General features: G+C 61.7%; 32 protein-coding genes and 1 tRNA gene. 19 read left to right on the forward strand and 14 right to left on the reverse strand.

The window, feature by feature from the left end; genetic code table 11:
- Nucleotides 1–15 precede the first annotated feature (15 nt).
- From IE125_RS16160 to IE125_RS16215, 12 genes are all read right to left on the reverse strand, one after another.
- Nucleotides 16–291 (reverse strand): hypothetical protein, encoded by a 276-nt coding sequence (locus IE125_RS16160; RefSeq protein WP_189445703.1) that lies wholly within the window; start codon nucleotides 289–291, stop codon nucleotides 16–18.
- On the reverse strand, nucleotides 288–884 hold the full coding sequence (locus IE125_RS16165) for a hypothetical protein (protein WP_229809171.1): 597 nt from the start codon (nucleotides 882–884) through the stop codon (nucleotides 288–290). Before IE125_RS16165 ends, IE125_RS16160 begins: the two co-directional genes overlap by 4 nt.
- A gap of 339 nt (nucleotides 885–1223) precedes the next feature.
- Nucleotides 1224–1586 carry a HEPN domain-containing protein gene (locus IE125_RS16170; RefSeq protein ID WP_189445704.1) on the reverse strand — a complete coding sequence of 121 codons (363 nt, stop codon included), beginning with the start codon at nucleotides 1584–1586 and terminating at the stop codon, nucleotides 1224–1226.
- Nucleotides 1579–2355 (reverse strand): hypothetical protein, encoded by a 777-nt coding sequence (locus tag IE125_RS16175; RefSeq protein WP_189445705.1) that lies wholly within the window; start codon nucleotides 2353–2355, stop codon nucleotides 1579–1581. The genes IE125_RS16170 and IE125_RS16175 overlap by 8 nt, the downstream gene beginning before the upstream one ends.
- Nucleotides 2356–2498: 143 nt before the next feature.
- The gene (locus IE125_RS16180) at nucleotides 2499–3095 is read right to left on the reverse strand and encodes a hypothetical protein (protein ID WP_189445706.1); all 597 of its coding nucleotides are present in this window, start codon (nucleotides 3093–3095) and stop codon (nucleotides 2499–2501) included.
- 26 nt (nucleotides 3096–3121) lie between these two features.
- Complete coding sequence (locus IE125_RS16185) at nucleotides 3122–3601, reverse strand: VRR-NUC domain-containing protein (RefSeq protein WP_189445707.1); 480 nt, start codon at nucleotides 3599–3601, stop codon at nucleotides 3122–3124.
- Nucleotides 3601–3885, reverse strand: coding sequence for a hypothetical protein (locus IE125_RS16190; protein WP_189445708.1), 285 nt, complete (start codon nucleotides 3883–3885; stop codon nucleotides 3601–3603). The genes IE125_RS16185 and IE125_RS16190 overlap by 1 nt, the downstream gene beginning before the upstream one ends.
- A gap of 223 nt (nucleotides 3886–4108) precedes the next feature.
- On the reverse strand, nucleotides 4109–4894 hold the full coding sequence (locus IE125_RS16195; protein WP_189445709.1) for a BRO-N domain-containing protein: 786 nt from the start codon (nucleotides 4892–4894) through the stop codon (nucleotides 4109–4111).
- 11 nt (nucleotides 4895–4905) lie between these two features.
- Entirely contained in the window at nucleotides 4906–5613 is a 708-nt protein-coding gene (locus IE125_RS16200) for a hypothetical protein (protein WP_189445710.1), read from the reverse strand.
- A complete protein-coding gene (locus tag IE125_RS16205; RefSeq protein ID WP_189445711.1) occupies nucleotides 5555–6475 on the reverse strand; it encodes a helix-turn-helix domain-containing protein in 921 nt (306 codons plus the stop codon). Before IE125_RS16205 ends, IE125_RS16200 begins: the two co-directional genes overlap by 59 nt.
- Nucleotides 6475–6783, reverse strand: coding sequence for a hypothetical protein (locus IE125_RS16210; RefSeq protein WP_189445712.1), 309 nt, complete (start codon nucleotides 6781–6783; stop codon nucleotides 6475–6477). Before IE125_RS16210 ends, IE125_RS16205 begins: the two co-directional genes overlap by 1 nt.
- Nucleotides 6780–7115, reverse strand: a complete 336-nt coding sequence (locus IE125_RS16215) for a hypothetical protein (RefSeq protein WP_189445713.1) — start codon at nucleotides 7113–7115, stop codon at nucleotides 6780–6782. The genes IE125_RS16210 and IE125_RS16215 overlap by 4 nt, the downstream gene beginning before the upstream one ends.
- 119 nt (nucleotides 7116–7234) lie before the next feature.
- Here IE125_RS16215 and IE125_RS16220 point away from each other — a divergent pair, with 119 nt between their 5' ends.
- Nucleotides 7235–7465: a hypothetical protein gene (locus IE125_RS16220; RefSeq protein ID WP_189445714.1), complete on the forward strand. Its 231-nt coding sequence runs from the start codon at nucleotides 7235–7237 to the stop codon at nucleotides 7463–7465.
- Here the strand turns inward: IE125_RS16220 and IE125_RS16225 are convergent.
- Together IE125_RS16225 and IE125_RS16230 are read right to left on the reverse strand one after the other, a co-directional pair.
- Nucleotides 7462–7755: a hypothetical protein gene (locus IE125_RS16225; protein ID WP_189445715.1), complete on the reverse strand. Its 294-nt coding sequence runs from the start codon at nucleotides 7753–7755 to the stop codon at nucleotides 7462–7464. The two genes, IE125_RS16220 and IE125_RS16225, sit on opposite strands and share 4 nt — an antisense overlap.
- A gap of 40 nt (nucleotides 7756–7795) precedes the next feature.
- Nucleotides 7796–8080 carry a helix-turn-helix domain-containing protein gene (locus tag IE125_RS16230; RefSeq protein WP_189445716.1) on the reverse strand — a complete coding sequence of 95 codons (285 nt, stop codon included), beginning with the start codon at nucleotides 8078–8080 and terminating at the stop codon, nucleotides 7796–7798.
- Nucleotides 8081–8185: 105 nt separating this feature from the next.
- Here IE125_RS16230 and IE125_RS16235 point away from each other — a divergent pair, with 105 nt between their 5' ends.
- The 18 genes from IE125_RS16235 to IE125_RS16320 all read left to right on the forward strand — a co-directional run bounded on the left by IE125_RS16235 (nucleotide 8186) and on the right by IE125_RS16320 (nucleotide 18772).
- Nucleotides 8186–8953 carry a S24 family peptidase gene (locus IE125_RS16235; protein ID WP_189445717.1) on the forward strand — a complete coding sequence of 256 codons (768 nt, stop codon included), beginning with the start codon at nucleotides 8186–8188 and terminating at the stop codon, nucleotides 8951–8953.
- Between the two features lie 187 nt (nucleotides 8954–9140).
- A complete protein-coding gene (locus IE125_RS16240) occupies nucleotides 9141–10685 on the forward strand; it encodes a GIY-YIG nuclease family protein (RefSeq protein ID WP_189445718.1) in 1545 nt (514 codons plus the stop codon).
- Between the two features lie 144 nt (nucleotides 10686–10829).
- On the forward strand, nucleotides 10830–11243 hold the full coding sequence (locus tag IE125_RS16245; protein WP_189445719.1) for a LuxR C-terminal-related transcriptional regulator: 414 nt from the start codon (nucleotides 10830–10832) through the stop codon (nucleotides 11241–11243).
- A complete protein-coding gene (locus IE125_RS16250) occupies nucleotides 11240–11545 on the forward strand; it encodes a hypothetical protein (protein ID WP_189445720.1) in 306 nt (101 codons plus the stop codon). The genes IE125_RS16245 and IE125_RS16250 overlap by 4 nt, the downstream gene beginning before the upstream one ends.
- Nucleotides 11533–11811: a hypothetical protein gene (locus tag IE125_RS16255; protein WP_189445721.1), complete on the forward strand. Its 279-nt coding sequence runs from the start codon at nucleotides 11533–11535 to the stop codon at nucleotides 11809–11811. The genes IE125_RS16250 and IE125_RS16255 overlap by 13 nt, the downstream gene beginning before the upstream one ends.
- A 616-nt stretch (nucleotides 11812–12427) precedes the next feature.
- Nucleotides 12428–12745 (forward strand): hypothetical protein, encoded by a 318-nt coding sequence (locus IE125_RS16260; protein WP_189445722.1) that lies wholly within the window; start codon nucleotides 12428–12430, stop codon nucleotides 12743–12745.
- A 103-nt stretch (nucleotides 12746–12848) separates the two neighbouring features.
- A complete protein-coding gene (locus IE125_RS16265; RefSeq protein ID WP_189445723.1) occupies nucleotides 12849–13784 on the forward strand; it encodes a recombination-associated protein RdgC in 936 nt (311 codons plus the stop codon).
- Entirely contained in the window at nucleotides 13781–14020 is a 240-nt protein-coding gene (locus tag IE125_RS16270; RefSeq protein WP_189445724.1) for a hypothetical protein, read from the forward strand. The genes IE125_RS16265 and IE125_RS16270 overlap by 4 nt, the downstream gene beginning before the upstream one ends.
- The gene (locus IE125_RS16275) at nucleotides 14008–14274 is read left to right on the forward strand and encodes a hypothetical protein (RefSeq protein WP_189445725.1); all 267 of its coding nucleotides are present in this window, start codon (nucleotides 14008–14010) and stop codon (nucleotides 14272–14274) included. The genes IE125_RS16270 and IE125_RS16275 overlap by 13 nt, the downstream gene beginning before the upstream one ends.
- A gap of 10 nt (nucleotides 14275–14284) precedes the next feature.
- Nucleotides 14285–14527 (forward strand): glutaredoxin domain-containing protein, encoded by a 243-nt coding sequence (locus IE125_RS16280; RefSeq protein WP_189445726.1) that lies wholly within the window; start codon nucleotides 14285–14287, stop codon nucleotides 14525–14527.
- On the forward strand, nucleotides 14524–14781 hold the full coding sequence (locus IE125_RS16285; RefSeq protein WP_189445727.1) for a hypothetical protein: 258 nt from the start codon (nucleotides 14524–14526) through the stop codon (nucleotides 14779–14781). Before IE125_RS16280 ends, IE125_RS16285 begins: the two co-directional genes overlap by 4 nt.
- Nucleotides 14782–14791: 10 nt before the next feature.
- On the forward strand, nucleotides 14792–15088 hold the full coding sequence (locus IE125_RS16290; RefSeq protein ID WP_189445728.1) for a hypothetical protein: 297 nt from the start codon (nucleotides 14792–14794) through the stop codon (nucleotides 15086–15088).
- Nucleotides 15085–16683 carry a DNA cytosine methyltransferase gene (locus IE125_RS16295; RefSeq protein ID WP_189445729.1) on the forward strand — a complete coding sequence of 533 codons (1599 nt, stop codon included), beginning with the start codon at nucleotides 15085–15087 and terminating at the stop codon, nucleotides 16681–16683. The genes IE125_RS16290 and IE125_RS16295 overlap by 4 nt, the downstream gene beginning before the upstream one ends.
- 10 nt (nucleotides 16684–16693) lie before the next feature.
- Nucleotides 16694–17017, forward strand: coding sequence for a hypothetical protein (locus IE125_RS16300; protein ID WP_189445730.1), 324 nt, complete (start codon nucleotides 16694–16696; stop codon nucleotides 17015–17017).
- Complete coding sequence (locus IE125_RS16305) at nucleotides 17010–17339, forward strand: hypothetical protein (protein ID WP_189445731.1); 330 nt, start codon at nucleotides 17010–17012, stop codon at nucleotides 17337–17339. Before IE125_RS16300 ends, IE125_RS16305 begins: the two co-directional genes overlap by 8 nt.
- A gap of 1 nt (nucleotide 17340) precedes the next feature.
- Nucleotides 17341–17565: a DUF4224 domain-containing protein gene (locus IE125_RS16310; RefSeq protein WP_189445732.1), complete on the forward strand. Its 225-nt coding sequence runs from the start codon at nucleotides 17341–17343 to the stop codon at nucleotides 17563–17565.
- The gene (locus IE125_RS16315) at nucleotides 17562–18572 is read left to right on the forward strand and encodes a site-specific integrase (RefSeq protein WP_189445733.1); all 1011 of its coding nucleotides are present in this window, start codon (nucleotides 17562–17564) and stop codon (nucleotides 18570–18572) included. The genes IE125_RS16310 and IE125_RS16315 overlap by 4 nt, the downstream gene beginning before the upstream one ends.
- Before the next feature lie 126 nt (nucleotides 18573–18698).
- A tRNA-Gly gene (locus tag IE125_RS16320) sits at nucleotides 18699–18772 on the forward strand.
- Nucleotides 18773–18911: the final 139 nt, after the last annotated feature.

Below are 18911 nucleotides of genomic sequence, written 5' to 3' on the forward strand. Positions count from 1 at the left end.
CGGTGGTTGTCGCGGCTACCCTCGTCGTCGAGACGCCCGGTGAATGAGAATCCAGGCAGGGATCATCGAGAGATTGAGCAGCAACCGGCCGATGGCCGTGCGATCGCTCAATGCGATATCCATCGCCACATCGGCCCCGCGGAATGCCAGCAGGCCGGCAGCGGTCGCGATGACGATGTGGATTGCCAGACGCACCCATCCATCCTCGACGCGGTTCAGCGCGATGAAGCACTGGATGATCAGGCCCAGGGCGATCACGAAATTGGCCAGTGCCATGGCGATCGGAATCATGCAGCCACCTCCGCTTGCCAGACGTCGCGTGCGTTGCCCTCGCGCTGTCCGAGCGTCAGCTGCACCTGCACGCGCTGGGCCGCCTCGTCTTTAGTGATGCGGCCGTCAGTGTCAGCATCGAGGCCAGAGTTTTGCCGATACGCCGTCGTGCCATCGGTGAACATCACCGCACCACCAGGGCGAGAGACGAACGCAGGCATCAGAATCGCGAGATACATGTCAGAGAGCGTGTTGATCTTCAGCTTGTAGGGCTCGAAGTAACGCTCGACATAATCGAGCTGCTCGACGGCAGTCATTGCCGCCAGCGCCTCGGTCGTCGTGTCCAACCCGTGAGCCGTTGAGGGCATGAACTGGATAAGGCCCGTCGCACCGCTACCGGCCATGTTGCGCTGTGCCGGGTCGAACGACCGGCCCGTCTCGAATGCCATGCACGCCATCAGGTAGCCGGCGTGATCTAGCCCCCAGCCGAACCGTGCCACGAGCTCGAACAGCCGATCGATGAACGCATCGGAGACATGAGCACCCCACGCCAGCCGAACGCGCAGCGGATAACGTCCGCTGCCGATTGTCTCGACTTCGCGCATGAACTGCATGGAGTCACTCCGAATAGAAAGCTCGCCAGCGGGCGGGAAGATCGAACGAGGTGGCCGCTCGAGTAAGTTGCCGCCATAGCTCAGGGGAACGTGGGGAGCACGCGGGGAGCGAACGATGGCGGCGAACAGGGGCAAAAACGACAGCGCCCCGACCGGTCGAAACCGATCAGGGCGCAAAAAATACAAGCTTAGCTGAATAGTACCCGGGAATGGTTACGGGTACAACATGTGGTGCTGGAGAAATTACCAGCAGTTGAAATGGCAACTACACACCCGGGGATTCAATGGAGGGTAGTAGTAGAGAAACGGCCATCATCCAGCGGATTGACAAATTTTTATTCAGCGCTTACCAAATGCTTGCAATATTTCGTTGCTCGTCCTAACGGCTTTACGCATGTCGGAGTCGGTAATAGTCTGATTCCAATCGTAATCGGATTCATGCCGTAGTTGCTTGATCTGTCCCAGCTGCCTGCCCTGCTTGCGCCATTTTCGTTGAGCTTCAAGTGCTCTTACTATGCGATCATGGGAAGTGCTGTGACCACAATCGATACCCGATTCCTGGCAGTAATCTCTAGCAACCAGAAAGGCCGCGTAGTAGGCGCGGTTGATTACGCTGCGCATGACTGGTTGATCTAACTCGCTTCGATCATTGAGATTCATAGTGCGCAGCATATTTGCGACATCAAAAAGGCGATCAGGCATCCCGCTGCATCACCTCGCGAACTCGATTGGCAGGAAAATCGCGCGCTAGGCAACTTACGATCCCAGCAAGCTGAGGACTAACTTCAGTTTCATCACAGTCTCGATCGATCAGTGCTTCATCAAGAGCTTCCAGAGCTTCTGGATCCAAATCGGCGAATACCTGAAGCACAACCTTCCCCTGCCCATCCTCGTAGGTGACGGCGTCGATATCGATCCCTACGCGGGTATTCATTAGATTAGCAGTATGCTCACGCACGAGTTTGTAGAAACCCCGCACATAAGCCCGGTACTCATCTAAGCCCACGCCGGAGCCATCCAGCACATTCACAACTGCTTCATCACTGCGCCACTGCCTCATACTTTCGGACTCTCCATTCATGGAGGCCAACCTCCGCCGAACGTCCATCAGTAGCTCAAGATCACCGCAGTTCCAAGCTACGGGCGCAATATGGTGCAATGCCCTAGCATCTGTAGACAATCCACTCATAGCTAGCTTGAGCAGCTTTAGTGCTATATCGGCATCAAAAGTAAAAAGTGCAACATTAGACATGTTGAGCAGCATGCCTGACTCGCCTGGGTAGTGAGCAATCAGTCGCTCTGCTGCTACGTCGAAAGCTGCATAGTCTCTCTCGATCTCTGCCACCAGAGCATCTCTGATCAGCGTCTGACATAGCCCAGTGCCTGACTTCGACACCATCTGAGCTAGCCTGTTCACTTGGAACTGGGTGAGATTTCCACGAGCTGATTCGAGCTCGATGGAGTAATCCATGGCATCACTGATAGCCTGAGAGATTGTCTGCGGACTGGGCATCGACTCCCCGAGCACGAAATTTCATGGACCGGCGATACTACCGGATGTTTTCAGCATGTACCAGATAGAGTAAACAGTCCAGATCGCTTTCTGGGACATGCTCACGCCGCAAAGCGCGCCTGCTCTACCACCACCGCCAGCATCACCTTGCGTGCGTTCTTTGCCGAATTGCGCATCGCCTCGGCGGTTTCGAAAATCTCGCCCACTGCTACCGGCCATCCCAGCCGCTGCAGGATGATCCGCTGGCCCTCGCACACCTCCGCCAGCGTCAGCCCCCGATGGCCCTGCTTGATCGCCTGGATGCGCTCCAGGTCGCCGCCGAGTGGTCGCGACCATTTCTGAGCATCGATCTTGTACCCGGTCAGCAACACCGCCATCCGCTGCCGTTCGTTGAGATGCCCCAGCAACGCTTTTGCCATATGCCGCCAGCGGCAGGCGTACCGGAAACGTTCGGCCGCTTCGCCTACATGATCGACGGCGCCCGTCATCTCGCCGCGGCCCTCGCCCATGTTCGCGATCGTGCTGACCTTGTGGTGGCCGAGGTTCAGGTGGCGGTAGTCGATCCGCCACTCGATCTCGACCTCGATCAGCTCATCTAGGCATCGGCGCAGCGCCTTCTCGCGAACCGCGCTGCCCTCGGGCTCACGTCGGATAACCGCCATCAGCTGATTGATCCCCATCAATTCCAGTTGCCGCATTGCTCCCCCCCCTGTTTCCTGAGTCGTTACCACTCGGTGCCGTGCACCATGGTCTCGCGCTGCTCGATGAGCGTCGGCGCCCAGCTGGCGTATTCACGCAGCACCGCTTTCGCTTCTTCGAGCCCACGGGCCAGCACCGCGCAGTAGCCCCGTCGATCGGCTTTTTCCAACCACTCACGCTGGCTGGCGGCGGTGGCCGCATGTTTGGGCGGCGTCGCCTTGAACTCCACGTAGAGCCCGAGCCAGCCGCCGCGCCCCTCCATCACCACCAGGTCGGAGACACCGGACTTCACCCCCTGGCGCTTGAGATCCGCCGCCGTCTTCTTGTTGCGCTGGCCACCGTTGGGCACGTGGTAGGTCACGGCGTAGAGCGACCCGACCGGCTCGCCCCGCTGTTGCTCACCGTAGAGCCAGCGAATCAGCGCCATCTGCTCGACGCCCTCGTGATCGATGCGAGGGGCGCGGGTGTTCCGAACCGGGCAGCGCCGTGTTGCAACTGGTTGCATCACTGCCCCCTCGCTTGCCGGCGTTCCCAGCCCGAGTAGTCCGCTACGATCCGACGCAGGATGGACTCGGCATGAATGTCCCGATCGATGTCGGCGCGGCTTTCCACGCCACAGGCCTGGCGGATGAAATCGGCCGCATCTTCAGCGTTATGCGTCCCATCCGGCAACTGCTCGAGCGTGAGGCCATGGCGATGGCGCTTACGTGCGTCGAGATAGAGCAGGAAGCGCGGATTGGCGCCCAGCATCGCTGCCCGTTGCGCTTGGCTGCTGCCGTGTCGCGTCATGCCGTCACCTCGAGAACTTCTCGAACGTCGACAGACTCAGGCTCGCCACCGTCGATGCGCATAAGGCAATTTTGGTTGTGGCAAAGCGGGCTTCCGTACACCTCCCAGTAGACGCCCGGATACGGCGCACCATCTACAATGCAGACTGCCGTACCAGTCAGGCCGATGTACGCACTATCGGTCGCATCAATCACCATCACCAAGCACCCCGGTTCGATAGGCTTCACGCCGCTTCCTCCCGCAACACTTCCGCCACGCTCTCAGGCCACTTGAGCTGTTGCACAGGCGTGCCGTCGCCGTGCTTCTTGCCGGTATCCATCATCCGGCCGCCAGCATCCCGCCCTCGATCGGTCAGAACCCAGTAGCCTTTGCCCTTGGCGTCACGCTCCTGGCGCTGGTAGCCGAGATCGCGCAGCAGCAAATTGACGGCCTTACCGCTCATGTCGAACGGCAATCCAAGATCGGTCGGGGTGAGATAGCGCTCGTTGACCGGGCTCAGGAGATGCGTCGCGCCCAGCTCCGCCAGCAGGTCGACCCCGGTGCGCTTGTGCACAGCCTGATTGACCGAAAGCAAACGCATGTTGTCGTCGAACCCGAACGCCCGGGCGGCACCGTCGAGCGCACTGGCGATAGCCGATGCCCGGGCGATGTCTGTCATGTTCTCCTGCGGTACCGGCGCGGCCGGCGCCTCATATCGGCCGTGCTGGCGGATGGCTGGCAGCACCTCCTCGAACACCCACGCTTCGAAACGCTCAGCGCTGGGCAGCTTGCTGCGCACGATCAGGCGGTAGACATCCGGCTCGCGAATGGTACGGAAGGTTTGGATGCCGCCTCCCGAAGGGGCGGTTGATTCGCCCGCTCCTTTACAGTGCTGCCTGACCGCTCGCCCCGGATCGGCATACCCCAACGCGGTGGCGACGTCTCTCGCAACAAATACGGCGTTGCCGTCCTCGTCACGGATGACACGAATACTCTGCTGGTCGAATTCGAATGGAATCAGGTTGTTCATGTCGCCTCCGCTCAATGGTTGAGTGCTGCCCGTAGACCGGCGATGCCGCCCGGCCCACGCTGCTCTGCCGCCAGCTTCGCGGCCTTTTCCTCGCTGGCGCGCATCGCCAGTTCCGCCCGACTCACGTTCTCGCGACTCTCAAGCGCGGCCCGTGTCCGGATCGGCTGCCCTGCGATAGCGCGATTCACCACGCCCTCGTAGCTCTTGAGAAACAGCCGACGGTGCTGCTCCAGCTCTGCATAGGTCGCGACGCGAAACGCGTCCTTATCGACTGTCGTCATCGCCGCCAGCACCGCCTCATGCTCGACCGGGGCACCGGTGAACGCGTTCTGCTCGATCAAACGCCAGGCCTCTTCACGGGTTGGCCAGCCCAGCGTTTCCGGGCGAACGCGACAGGCTTTCGCGAACATCATCGGAGAGTCCGGCGGCCAAGCCGTGCGGGCCTCGGCAACCGCGCGCTCTGCCTGCTCGTCCAGCGCCAGCAGCCCGGAGCGAATGTGCGCCTCGGTCAGATGTTGCAGCGCCTGCAACCACTCGCCGTCGGCATCGAACGGCACGAACTGCCCCTCGATCTCGCTACCCCACCCGGCTTCCTTCGCTCGATGCCGCCAGTGGCGTCCGTAGAGCTGATCCAGCGCAACGAATAGCGTATCGATCGACTCAGCCGTGACCGGCCCGCTGATCGGCGTCGTAGGCCGGTCCTGCCCCGCCTGCCGCACGTTCTCGCTGCTGTTGCTCGTGGATGCGGCGGGCCTCTCCAGGCGAGAGACGGCGAGCGGAATCACGTTGGTTGCCAGCTGCATGGACACCTCCGGTGGTCTGGGTCGGTTGTGGCGTCTGGCGAGCGAGGTTGCTCTGCCAGGTGGCGAGGTAGTCGGCGAGATGGCGATGCCAGACCCGATCCGAATAGACCCGGCCCGGTACCGCGAGATACTTGGTACGGAATTTCTCGAGTGCGGTAATCCCGTGCTCAACGAGTAGATCTTTGGCTGCCTGTTCAGTCATGCGAGTACCAGCGAGCAGCTTGGAGACGGTGGGCCACTCCGGCTCCCAGCTTTCGGTCATCGGGTGGCTAGCGGTCGGTAACGGCTGGCCATCGTCGTCGAGGCTCTGAGCTCGATCGAACACATCGCCTGCACCAGGGAGAGAGGGGTTACCCTCAACTGAACCCCTCACCCCTGAACCCCTCTCTTCACGGTTTTCCGAATACCCCTCTTCGGGATCTCGAACAGGGTTCGCCCCGTTTTCCGAATACCCCTCTTCGGGATTTCGACTACCCCCCTCCGGTTTCTCGAAGGGGGTCGCCATGAAGATCCTGCGCTCGATGATCTGCTTGCCGTTGCGGATCTGCTCGATACGAACCCAGCCCTTCTTGGCCAGAGAACTGATGATCTCGGAGACACGATTGGGGGAAAGCTGGAAGAACTCCGCCAGCTTCTTGTTCGACTTGTAGCAGCCGCGAGTCGCGCTCTGGAGGCTGTCGATCTCCACCAGCATGACTTTCTCCTGCATGGATAGGCCGCGGTTCAGCCACACGTCCGCAGGGATCCAGACGCCACGAAAGGCACGTTCTTCGCTCATCAGTGCACCTGTCCCTTGTCGCTCGCTGACCAAGCTTCCGTGCGCGACTGCTGCATAGCCTCTGCAAGCACCTCGCCAAGCTCAGTAACGAGATCAGCGGCCATGGATTCGTGGGAACGCCCCTGCTTCTCCAAGCACATCTTCCTTAGCGCGCCGATTTGCTCTTGCAGCAGGTCCACAGCTTCGCTGGCGGATGCCACGAGGACGGTTTCTCCGCATCTGGCGCACTGGTCGCCGTTACGCTCACCTTCGTCGCAGGGCCAGCATGTCGGGCAGTAAACGAGCGGGCGATAGTCGTAAGCGCTCATGCCCTCACCTGCCCCATGGCGTCCGCGTCATGCTGGCTCAGGTATTCGCACCCCAGCTGGACTGCGATGAAGCGCTTTGTCTCGCGGCGGTGATACTCGAGCGTCCGCGCCGCACGCTGTTTGGCCTCGGCATCGAACGGCTCAGCGCGCGCCACCAGCACCGCGCAGGCGGCGTGATAACGGGCGCCAGCCTTGGCGATACGAACGCGGCGCGTGCTTTCGTCGATCAGCGTCTCGCCCGCCAGCGTCCGGCGGTTCTTGTCCTGCCGCGTCGCCTCATCGTTGAGATCGGCGGTGGACCAGTTGCTGTAGTCCGGCAATGTGGTCGTCATGATGTGCTCCCCCGAGACGTTCCCGGGATCAGCGAGCGGCCAATCTCCGGGCAATAGAGGGCCATGCCGCCAGCGGTTACAGTGGGAGTTCTCACACAACCGACTGAAGGACCGGCGACATGGCCACAACTGATGAACTGCTGAAATCCGTGCTTGTGATGCAGACCGAAATACTGGGGCGACTCGCCGCGATTGAGCGTGAGGTGGGCGTCGACCAGAGTTACGCCGGGGACATGCGAGACAACGCCATCGCGGACCTGGAATACATCGCCGACTCCGACTTCGGCGCCGCAATCTGGAAAGACCTCCAGCCCACGCTGCGTAAGATCGCCGCCTTCGAGGACCATTAACGCTCCTCCAGGATTTCGGTCAGGTCCTGCGTGCGAGTCGCCTTGATGTGTTTCTCGATGCGTCGCGCCCATGCCTGGCCGAGCATCTCGTCAGTGAGAAAGCGGTGATGGTTCATCCGCATGTTCATCTCGACCCATCGACGGCTATCCGCCAGCGACAGCACCAAGTGCGCTTTAGCGCCGGTGAAGGTGGCGCCCCGCTCCATGCCCGCAAACACCCGGTCGAGCTCCTCGCCTCGGCCGGCGCGGCTCGCGCGAATGACGAATCGAATACGTTTGATCAAGCTCATCTCGTGCTCCCCCAAACCCCTGTATGGATTGCCACCCCCGTCAGTGGGCAGCTTCACTGCTCTCGCATTTCGTAGAATGGGAACCATCAGATGAGGACTGCGGCACCAACTCCGGCCACATCAGATGCCAGTCGGTCGGGCGAAGCTGCTTGCGTGTCGCCTCTCCACCGCTGGCACGCTCAACAAGCGCGGCAGTCTCAACCGAGGCCGTCTTATGGCCATATCCAATCAACCGGAGATAGGCGCGGGTGGTGCCCGTGGCGGTAATCTGCTGATCGCTGGCCTGCTTCAACCAGCGCAACAGGCTATCGATGCGTGTCTTCATCGGTGGCTCCAATGGATATCGGCACCAATGATTACCCATGGGTAATGTTTAAATCAATACCCACAGGGAATTTACCTGTGAGTAACGGGCACGGAATATTCCCTCATGGACATCTATGAGATTCGTCGCAGGAATCTGCAGGCACTGGTCAATGAGCGATTCGGTGGCAAGAAAGCCCGCCTCGCCGACGCGATAGACAGGCAGTCGAGCTATATCTCCCGTTGCCTCTCCTCTGGTTCGCATCGCAAGCGAATCGGTGAGGAGTTCGCGCGCCACACGGAAGCTTCGCTTGGTCTCGTTAAGGGATGGCTCGATGAAGAGCATCTCGACAAGCAGGCAGTCGAGGAGACGCCAATCGAGACATATGGCAAGCCCACCAGCGACAACGAATTGACCTTCACGGGAAATATGGACCCGTGGGACAGGTCGACGCCGATTGCGGATGACGAGGTGGAGCTCCCGCTGTTTCGTGAGGTTGCCCTATCCGGTGGAGGTGGCAGGACACAAGTAGTCGAGAACAATGGGGCGGCATTGCGTTTCAAGCGCAGCACGCTTAGGAGTGCAGGTGTGTCGAGAGAAAGCGCAGCGTGCGCCTTCGTTGAGGGTCATAGCATGGAGCCCATTCTGCCAGACGGGGCTTCGGTCGGCGTGAATACCGCCGATCGGCAGATTAAAGACGGCAAGATGTACGCCATCGACCACGAAGGGCTGCTTCGAGTGAAGTTTCTCTACCGATTGCCAGGAGGCGGGCTGCGCATCCGAAGCGCCAATCCTGACAAAGCCGAGCATCCTGACGAGGATCTTGACGAAAACTGGCCGGAGAAGGTGAACATTATCGGCAAAGTGTTTTGGTATAGCGTGCTGCTGCACTGAATAGGCTTGATGGCCACCGCTAATCGAGTTTGATGGCGCCCCCACCCTCCACCCCCTCACCCTTCAACCTATTCAACCCGCCGATCAAGGCGGGTTCTTGATGAATGATCTCAGTTCGCGCTTATCCTTGCGTTATGTTATGACAGAATAACAATGCAACAACACAACGAAACACAAGGGGAGCATCATGTCCGAAGGCGTTATCGTTCTATTGGTGACGCTCGGCCTGATCGTGTCAGGTTGGGTGGCAGCGCTAATCTATCTACGGAAATGCAAACGCAAGGAGCTGGAACTAGAAGAATTCCGCCAATCCGTCGAGCATCTATGGCAATACGAAGGCATTCACGACGCGACCGAGCGATCAGAGGCACTGGTCAAGCAGGCAGAGGAAACAGCTCTCCAAGCCCAGCAGCGCGCTGACGAGATCGAATCCAAGGCCCGGCGAGCCGCAGAGCGGCTGCGCCAAGAGGCCGACAACGAAAAACAGCGCATCCTGAACGAAGGGCGCGCGCAAGGCAAAGCCGCCAAGGAGAAAGCCGACTCAGTGATCGCGAAGGCCGACCAGGAGGCACGCCAAATCCTCGAAGACGCACGACGCCAAGCGGAAGAGACTGCCGGTAACGCCCTCAAGGCAGTGGAGAATGCCAAGCTCTACGAACAAACCGCCAAGGCCATGCGCAACATCATCGAGGGCTACCACGACGATTACATCATCCCCAACGCCAGTTTGCTTGATGACCTGGCCGAAGACTTCTCTCACAAGGATGCCGGGGAAAAACTTAAGCAAGCGCGTAAGCACAGTCGCGACATGGCAAAAAATGGTCGTGCTGGCGACTGCGACTACAAAGAAGCGGTGCGCCGGGAATATGCCATACATTTCGCCGTCGACGCCTTCAATGGCAAGGTCGATTCCGTCCTTTCTAAAGTTAAGCACGATAACTATGGCAAGTTGCGGCAGGCCGTTCTAGATGCTTTCGCCGTGGTAAACCACAACGGTATGCCGTTCAAGAATGCCCGCATCACCGACCTCTACCTCCAGGCTCGTTTAGAGGAGCTCAAGTGGGCGGTTGCCGCCATGGAACTGCGGCGGGCCGAGCAGGAAGAACAGCGCGCCATCCGCGAGCAGATGCGAGAAGAAGAAAAAGCCCGCCGCGATATTGAGAAAGCACTCAAGCAAGCTGAAAAGGAAGAGCGCATGCTGGCGAAGGCCATGGCAGAGGCTCGTAAGCAACTGGAGGAAGCCAATGAAGAGGAGCGAGCCCAGTTCCAGTCGCGGCTGAGCGAACTTGAGCAACAGCTTGAAGATGCTGAATCACGGGGCCAGCGTGCGCTCTCCATGGCGCAACAGACCAAACGCGGTCATGTATACATTATCTCCAACATCGGCTCGTTCGGGGAGAGCGTGCTCAAAATCGGCATGACCCGGCGGTTGGAGCCGCTTGACCGCGTCAAAGAACTGGGGGATGCCAGTGTCCCCTTCTCCTTCGACGTACACGCCATGATCTACTCGGAAGACGCACCCGCGCTAGAGCACAAACTGCACCGTCAGTTCGCAGCACGTCAGGTAAACCGGGTCAATCCGCGCAAGGAATTCTTCAACGTCCCTTTGACCGAAATACGCGAAGCGGTCGAAGAAGAAGCGCTCGAAGTTCACTGGACGATGGCGGCAGAGGCTTGGGAGTATCGTGAATCCCAATCCCTGTTGGAACGCGATCTGCAAGCCGTTTCCTGATATCTGCGACCGAAGGCATGCCAACCCGCCCATGTGGCGGGTTTTTTTGTGCCCACCTGAAAAATAATTACCCAGGGGTATTGACCGAATAATTACCCATGGGTAATTATTACCCCACGACAACAGAACACCGTGGGTAACGACATGAACCAGGTCACGCAGGACCACCAGACAATCGAGGCATTCGGCTTCCGCTGCCGGATCGGCAAGCGAGCCGATGGCCTCCCCACCGCCAAGCAGGCGTTCGTCATCGCCGGTATCGCCTCCGGTATGACTCAGAAAGAGATTGCCCGTGCTCGCGGCATCTCGCCGGCCACCGTCAAAAGCACGATCGAGGGGATCTTCTTCACCCTTCACGCCCAGCGCGCAACTGAGGTGGTCGCGAAGGCGATGCGGCGCACATGGATCGCCCCGCTGCTGCTCGCCATCACCGTCAGCGCCATCTCCCCCGACGTCCACATGCAGCGCCTGCGCTCCAGCGGCGGCCGCCAGACGATCAGCATCACCAAGCTGAGCCGTCGACAGGAGAGCCACGACATCGCGGGGATCGCGGCATGAGCCTTGACGCCGCCACCTTCTGCTATCCGGCCCGCCAGATTGCCGCCGTCTACGACGAGCACATCTGCACTGCCGGTGAGCCTGACGTCGAAACCGAATATCTCGCCCGAGAACGCGAACACGGCACTCCGAGCAGCGGCTACCGACCTGCGCTCTACGTGCCCGGCAAGAATCGCCGAATCGTAATCATCGATAAGTGCTTCGGCATGGAGGGCCATGCACGCGCATGGATTGCCGACCAGATCCGATTGATCGCCGTCCGCCGCAAGTTCGAGAAGGAGACAGCCCGATGCGCCAACTGATCACCAGCCCACTCGCCGGCGTGGCCGCAGCGATCGTCACCGCCGCCGTGCTCGTCAACGCCTCGCTGCCCGGCCCCAGCGCCTACGAGGTCGAGCTGATGCAGCAGGACCGCTACTGCGAAAGCGTCGCGACCTGGAACGCCGAAACCGCCCGCGGCGTGTCACCGGAACGCCGCTACGGCCATCCGGATTACGACGGCATCGCCGACACTGCCTGCGCCCCGGTGCTCTCACCGGTCGACACCGGCGCCTACGCCAACAACTGAACGACGCAGCCGCCAGCGGATGGCGGCCTGTATCCGAGAGCGCCTGCAAGCGCGGACGCTTCGGGATGCAGTAGCTCTTTAACAACTCGGACCCCACGCAGTGCCAGCGGTGCGTAATCCGCTGGCCATCGGGAAGGGCTTGGCCGCCACATGGCTGCTGAAACCCAAGCGCTTGAGGGGCGACGTCTCCCCTGACTGGACGCGCCGAAAAGCAGATACGGGGCATTGGTCGAAGATCGCCGAGCCCTTCCCGATGCGGTGAATGCGCAGGCTGATGCGCAGGACAACCGTGAAGACGGCACGACGCACTAGCCCGGTTCGCTGAGGCGGATAAACAAATTCGGGATCAACTGGAGGCAGCGCACGGCTTCATGGCCCACCAACGCCGGAGATCAGCACCGGCCACCGCATCACTCAGCACAGGGCGACAGCCAAGCCCGCGCAAGTGCCCCGGACGCTGTAACCGGGATCTACCCAGTATCGGGGAGCGCTTTCCCGCCGCCGTGCTCCGCCCCGACGCGGCAGCGACGAGAGCCCTCCCCGATGCTGCGGCATCAATCACTTCCCTGCGTACCTTCGCCCGGCCCCGCGCCGGGCGCTTTTTCACGGAGGCCCCATGCACCGATCAACCCACGCCATCGAGCGAGATATCGCCACCCGGCGCCAGATCATCGCCGATCAACAGCAACAGCTCGCCGCACTCGACTACGAGCTCAGCACCGCCCGCGCACTCGAGCTGGCCGGACGCCGGCGGCAGGGACATATCACCGACGTGCTGGCCCGATATGAATCAGGCGAGCATATCGTTTGCAGTCCGCGAGCCTGGTGGTGCCGAAATGGTCAACTGCTCGGCCGCGCCAGTGGCGCGGAAATGGCGGCCATGTACTCGCTTCGCGAACAGGGCGTGATCGAAGCCGTCCGCCCCGCCAGCTAGCCGCAACTATCAAGATTTCCTTACCCGTTCATCCGCCAGCACAACGGCGAGCGCCTCCCATCGGGCGCTCGCCGTTGTGTTGCCCGAATCAGGAGACGCGCTTATGTGGTTCAAAAACCTTCACCTCTACCGCGTGCACGACGCCGTGACGCTCGGACTCGATGATTTCGAATTCGCTCTCGAACAGTTTGCCTTTCGACCGGTCTCGGATCGCGAAATGCGCCGCGTTGGCTGGACAACTCCAGCCAGCAAACGTAGCACAGTCCACGCTCACGAGATCCAAGGCCACCGCCTGATTGCCATGATGCGTCAGGAGCGCCTGCTCCCCGCCGCCGTGGTCAACGAAGAGGTCAACGAGCGCGCCGAGGCATACGAACAGTCCGAAGGCCAGCCGCTCTCCCGCCGGGAACGCCAGTTGCTCAAGGAGCAGGTGCTCGAGGAGCTGCTACCTCAGGCATTCACCCGCTCTCAGCGTGTCGAGCTCTGGTGGGACACCGCCCGCAACCTGATCGGCATCAACGCCTCCAGCCGAAAGCGCGCCGAGGAAGTGCTCGATCTGCTCCGCCAGTCGCTGGGCTCGCTCAAGGTCACACCGCTGGCCACGAAGACGCCGCCAGCACGCGGCATGACCCAGTGGCTCAGCGATCCCGGCAGCCGCCCCGCCAGTCTGTTGCTGGGTGATCGCGTCGAGCTGCGCGCCGCGGAGGATGACGGCGTGATCGGCGCCCGCTCGGTCGACCTCGACAGCGAAGAGATGCAGAGCCTGCTCGAAGGTGGCCGCCAGGTCTCCCGCCTGAGCCTGGGCAGCGAAGGCCAACTGCGCGCCGTCCTGCATGACGACCTCGCGCTCAAGTCGCTGCAGTTCGACGACGCCCTGCTCGATGAGGCCAGCCAGACCGACGACGGCGACGACCCGGTGGTGAGACTCGAAACCGACTTCGCCCTGATGACCGCCGCCCTCGGCACCTTCACCGAGCAGCTGATCGAGTGGCTGGGTGGCGAAGCCGATCCGAGCGCACCGACGGAGATGACGCCATGAAAGACGACGCACTGAACCGCTTGAGCGTGAGGCGAGGCTCAGAACTGCCCTGGGCAAAGCTGGATGAGGCGAAGGTCGCCGAGATCAACGCCATCGTCGAGCACCGCAACGCACTCAAGCGCGAGCTGAGAGAGATCACTAACGCCAAACTCGCGGCGCGCTACGGGGTGCATCTACGCACCATCGACCACGTCACCACCGGGGAAAACTGGGGGCACGTGTCATGCCGTACGTAACCGTAGAAGCCGAGGTCGAACTCAGCGATTTCGATACCGAAGACCTGGTTCGAGAACTGACATCCAGAGGCAAAGAAGCTGAAGGTGCAGGGCAACAAGCAAACCTGATCGAGTCGACCTGGGACCCCATCGAGGGCAAGAGCTTCAGCCAGCTTCTCGATGCGGTCTACGAGGCGCGGATTCTCGGCAAAGACGCGCGGGCGCTTGAGCTGATCGATCGCCTGATCTACTCCGCCAGCGGCCAGATCGTGTGAGGTGCTGCCTATGAATATCACCGTTTACACCGGACCCGCCTGCCCGCGCTGCGAAGCCACCAAGCGCGCGCTCGACAAGGCGGGCATCGAGTACAGCACATGGGACACGGGCGAATCAGATCGCGAGCGTTTCCGCGCCGCTGGCCACCGGTCCTTGCCGGTGGTGGTCGTCACCAACGACCACGGCGAGACGGTCATCGAGTGGTCGGGATTCCGCCCGGACATCATCAACGCCCTGGAGGTGTCGTCATGAGCCAGAAGCACACATTGATAGCCACTCTCGCCGGCGCGATCGGATTCGGCGAGGGCTGGAAGCGCAAGCCGGCGAAGCCCGAAGTCGACGCCGCGCCGATCCGCCCCTACCGCGCCGAGCGCCCACCGGTCGATGGCCGATCCCGCAAAGCCGCCGCCGAGGAACGCCGCGCACGGCGCCAGGCCAAACGCGCCGAGAACGCCCGCCGCCAGCAGCATGGCGAGGTTCGGCGTAAACGCGGCATCGAGGACTGAGGAGGTCGCCATGGCTACTCACGCCATCCACATCGAGCACCCGTCGACCGGCCACCCGGTGACCTACCGCGATCTCGCTATCGAGTGCGGGATGCACGAGAACACGATCCGCAAGCGCTACGCGGACGGCAAGCGCGGCGCCGCTCTGACGATGCCGGTCAGCGAAGACCGCCGGCGCCAGGGCATTGCCGCCAGCAGCAAGACGCTCACCCGCCAGCAACTGATCCGCCAGCGTGCCGAGTTTCTCGCCTCGCCCGCCGGCCGGCTGACAACGCATCTGTTTCGGGATTACGGGAGAGCAGGATGACGAATCTAAATCTCGGCCTCGGCCATGAGCTGGTGGTGGATAACTTCGCCGGTGGCGGTGGCGCGAGCGAGGGCATCGAGCAAGCGCTGGGGCGGCCGGTGGACCTGGCAATCAATCACGACGCCGCGGCGATCGCCACCCACACCGCCAACCACCCGTGCAGCGCCCACGCTGTCGCCGATGTCTGGGATATCAATCCAGATGAGGCGACCAACGGCCAGCCCGTCGGGCTCTGCTGGTTCTCGCCGGACTGCCGGCATCACTCGAAAGCCAAAGGCGGGCGCCCGGTGTCGAAGTCGGTGCGCGGACTGGCATGGGTTGCGGCGCGCTGGGCGGCTCGCGTGAAGCCGCGCGTCATCATTCTGGAGAACGTCGAGGAGTTTCTCGACTGGGGGCCGCTGATCAAGAACGCCAAGGGTCAGCTGGTACCGGACCCGGCGCGCAAGGGTCAGACGTTCCGGGGATTCGTTCGGGCGCTGAAACGACACGGCTACGACGTCGACTGGCGCATCCTGAGAGCCTGCGACTACGGCACACCGACGATCCGCAAGCGGCTATTCCTGATCGCTCGCCGCGACGGCCTGCCGATCAACTGGCCGAAGCCGACGCACGGTGATCCGAAGTCCCCGGCGGTTCAGCGCGGCAAGCTGCCGGCCTACCGCACCGCCGCCGAGTGCATCGACTGGTCGATCCCTTGCCCCTCGATTTTCGGGCGCAAGCGTAAGCTGGCCGAGAACACGATGAAACGCATCGCCAAGGGCGTCATGCGCTACGTCGTTCAAGCTGAACAGCCCTTCATCGTGACCTGCAACCACGGCGGACCAGCATTTCGTGGCCAGAGTCTGTTGGAGCCCATGAAGACAGTCACCGCTGCCTACGACGCCCACGGCATCGTGGTGCCCCACATCACCAAGTTCCGCAGTGGTGCCGTTGGCCACCGCCTCGACGAGCCGATGCACACGATCACGGCCAACGCTAATGTCTCACGGCCCGGCGTGAATCCCGGCGGCTGCGCCCCGATCGGCGTCGTTTCGGCATTTCTCGCGAAACACTTCACCGGCGTTATCGGCGACAGCCTGACCAATCCGGTACCGACGATCACCGCCACCGATCACAACGCCCTGGTCGCCGCCAGCATGGTCAGTCTCAAGGGCAGCGAGCGCGGCGGCCGAGACATCGCCGAGCCGATGCCGACGGTTTGCGCAGGCGGTACGCACGCGGCGGCCGTTGCAGCTTTCCTGGCGCCCTACTATGGCAGCGGGTCCGGTGAGACCGGCCGCGATCTCAACGCCCCAGCGCCGACGATCACGACGAAGGACCGCTTCCAGTTGGTCACTGTGACGATCGACGGAGAGCAGTACGTCATCACCGATATCGGCATGCGCATGCTGCAGCCGCACGAGCTCGCCGCCGCACAGGGTTTCCCCGATCACTACCGGTTCGGCGACGTCGACGGCAAGTCGGTGCCGAAGCACACCCAGGTGCGGCTGATCGGCAACAGCGTCTGCCCGCCGCTGGCACGCGCTCTGGTCGAAGCGAACTTCACCCACGAACGCAAGTTCATGCCGGCGCCCGCCGTCACGGTCGCGGCGTGAGGAGAGACTTATGGCCGTTTCCCAGCTGGAAAAGCTGATGCAGGACACCGACGAGCGCATCTACCTGGTCCCCGCCGATGGCGAGCACGGCTTGTGCCTCGCCTGGTGCAACGACCCGGCACCGTCGCCCGGCATGGACCCAGCCGAATCAGTTGAGTACGTGCGCGCCGATGTCCACCGGAGAGAGATCCAGGCGCTGAAACAGGTCGAGCGCCTCGCTCGGGCATTCGCCAACGCGAAGGGCCGACACAACTCACAAATCGCGATGTGCCGGCTGCTCGAGCACTTCGGTAAGCCCGCGGTCTGGCCACATGTCGAGGGTGCCGATGGCTAAATCGAAGGCGCTCCATTGGCAGGAGCCAGCCACCGAGGTATGCCCGCAGTGCAACGGCAGCGGCGAGTGGGTCGGCATGTTCTCGAGCGGCCCCTGCGCCAACTGCGACGGCACCGGACTGGTCGGCAGCGACGGCGAGCCGCTGTCGACCGACGACCTGCTGCCAATGATGCGCCGCCAGCGCGATCGCGCCGTTCAGCAATTCCGCCAGCTACTGCAAACACCCGGGGTCCGAGAGGCGCTCGCCGAGCATCGCGAGCGACTGGCTCAAAAGGAGCGCGACGAGCATGCCGCGCTTCGTAAGGGACTGAGAGGAGGTTGAGATGGCACTGATGTTATCGCGTGACGAGCTGAAGGAGCTCACGGGAACCGATCGGCGGGCCCATCAACGCATGCATCTCGACGCAATGGGGATCCCCTACTGCGTCAACGCGTCCGGCTGGCCGGTAGTGCTGCGCAGCGCCGCGATGAAAGTGCTGGGTGGCGAGGCCGCGAATGACGCAGGCGCGCAGGAGGCAACGATTGATATGGAATTTCTCAACTCATGAAGGACATGCCGAAGCGCTGGGCCCATAAGCATGGCGCGTACTACTACCGTCCGCGCGACCACGAACGCGAGCTCTTCGATGACAAGAGCTGGTATCGCCTCGGCAAGACCTACGCGGAAGCGCTGCGGCGTTTCGCCGACATTCAGGAGCTCGAGCTGAGCGACAAATTGAGCAGCCTGATCGATCGCTACCAGACTGAGGTGCTCTCCAACCGTAGCCAGAGCACCCAGGATGGCTACGCGGTGGCACTCAGACGCCTGCGTGCCGGACTCGGGCACAATCCAGTGGCGTCGATTACGCCCCGCGCGACCTACCGCTACATGGATGCACTCTCGAAGAAGAAAGGCATGCAGGTCGCGAATACCGACCTCAAGGTGCTGAACCAGGTGCTCGATGCGGGGATCCGCTGGGGCGTGTTTGCTCGCCACCCTCTCCGCGGCGCTGTGAGGCCCTACGGGAAGCGCGACGGCCTGTCACCCGGCGAGCAGCGCTACGTCGAAGACTGGGAACTCGCCGCGTGGAAAACGGTTGCCTCCCGCCAGCAACTCGCGTTCGCCGCGATTGTCATGTTGACCGGGATCCGCAAGGGCGACTGCCTGCGGCTGATGGATGCCCATGTGGGGCCGGAGACACTTACCGTGCACGTCAGCAAGAACGGCCGAAACGTGGTATTCGAGCTGACGCCAGCGTTGCGTGCAGCAATCGAGGAAGCCCAGGCCTGCAAGCCCGCCCCCTCGCTCTACCTCATTCCGAATCGAGACGGCCGATGCCACGTGAGCGAAGCTGGTCACTCGAAACCCTGGGACAAAAGCTGGCGACGATCGATGGCGAGAGCCATAGAACAGACAGAACTCGAGCAAGGATTCACCCGCCACGATCTCCGCGGCAAGGTCGGATCTGATGCTGAGGATGAGTACCGCGCACAGGAGCTGCTGGATCACACCAGTGTGAGTATCACCCGCCAGCACTATCGTCGGAAAAAACGCACCATCAGACCGGTGAAATGACCCATTTGGCTGTCTCACAAATCATCTGAGAAAGCGGCAGATCAGTGGCTTACGAAGCAAAACCTGCCGGAGTCGTGAGACAGCTTGAAAAGCCTAACCAATTGGATTTACTATTGAAACCCCTTCGCGGGTGTAGCTCAATGGTAGAGCAGAAGCTTCCCAAGCTTAAGACGAGGGTTCGATTCCCTTCACCCGCTCCAGATGTCATGAAGTCCCGCCCCGCCCGATATTTGCAGCCAAACTGGCTTCCGCTCGACGACGTTATTGCCATGCAAGCCAGTGACGATGATTCGAGGTGGCTGTCAAAAAATGACTGCCAAAGAATTAGAGAAAGCCCGG

This window comes from Salinicola rhizosphaerae (genome assembly GCF_014652715.1).
GTDB classification, from domain to species: domain Bacteria; phylum Pseudomonadota; class Gammaproteobacteria; order Pseudomonadales; family Halomonadaceae; genus Salinicola; species Salinicola rhizosphaerae.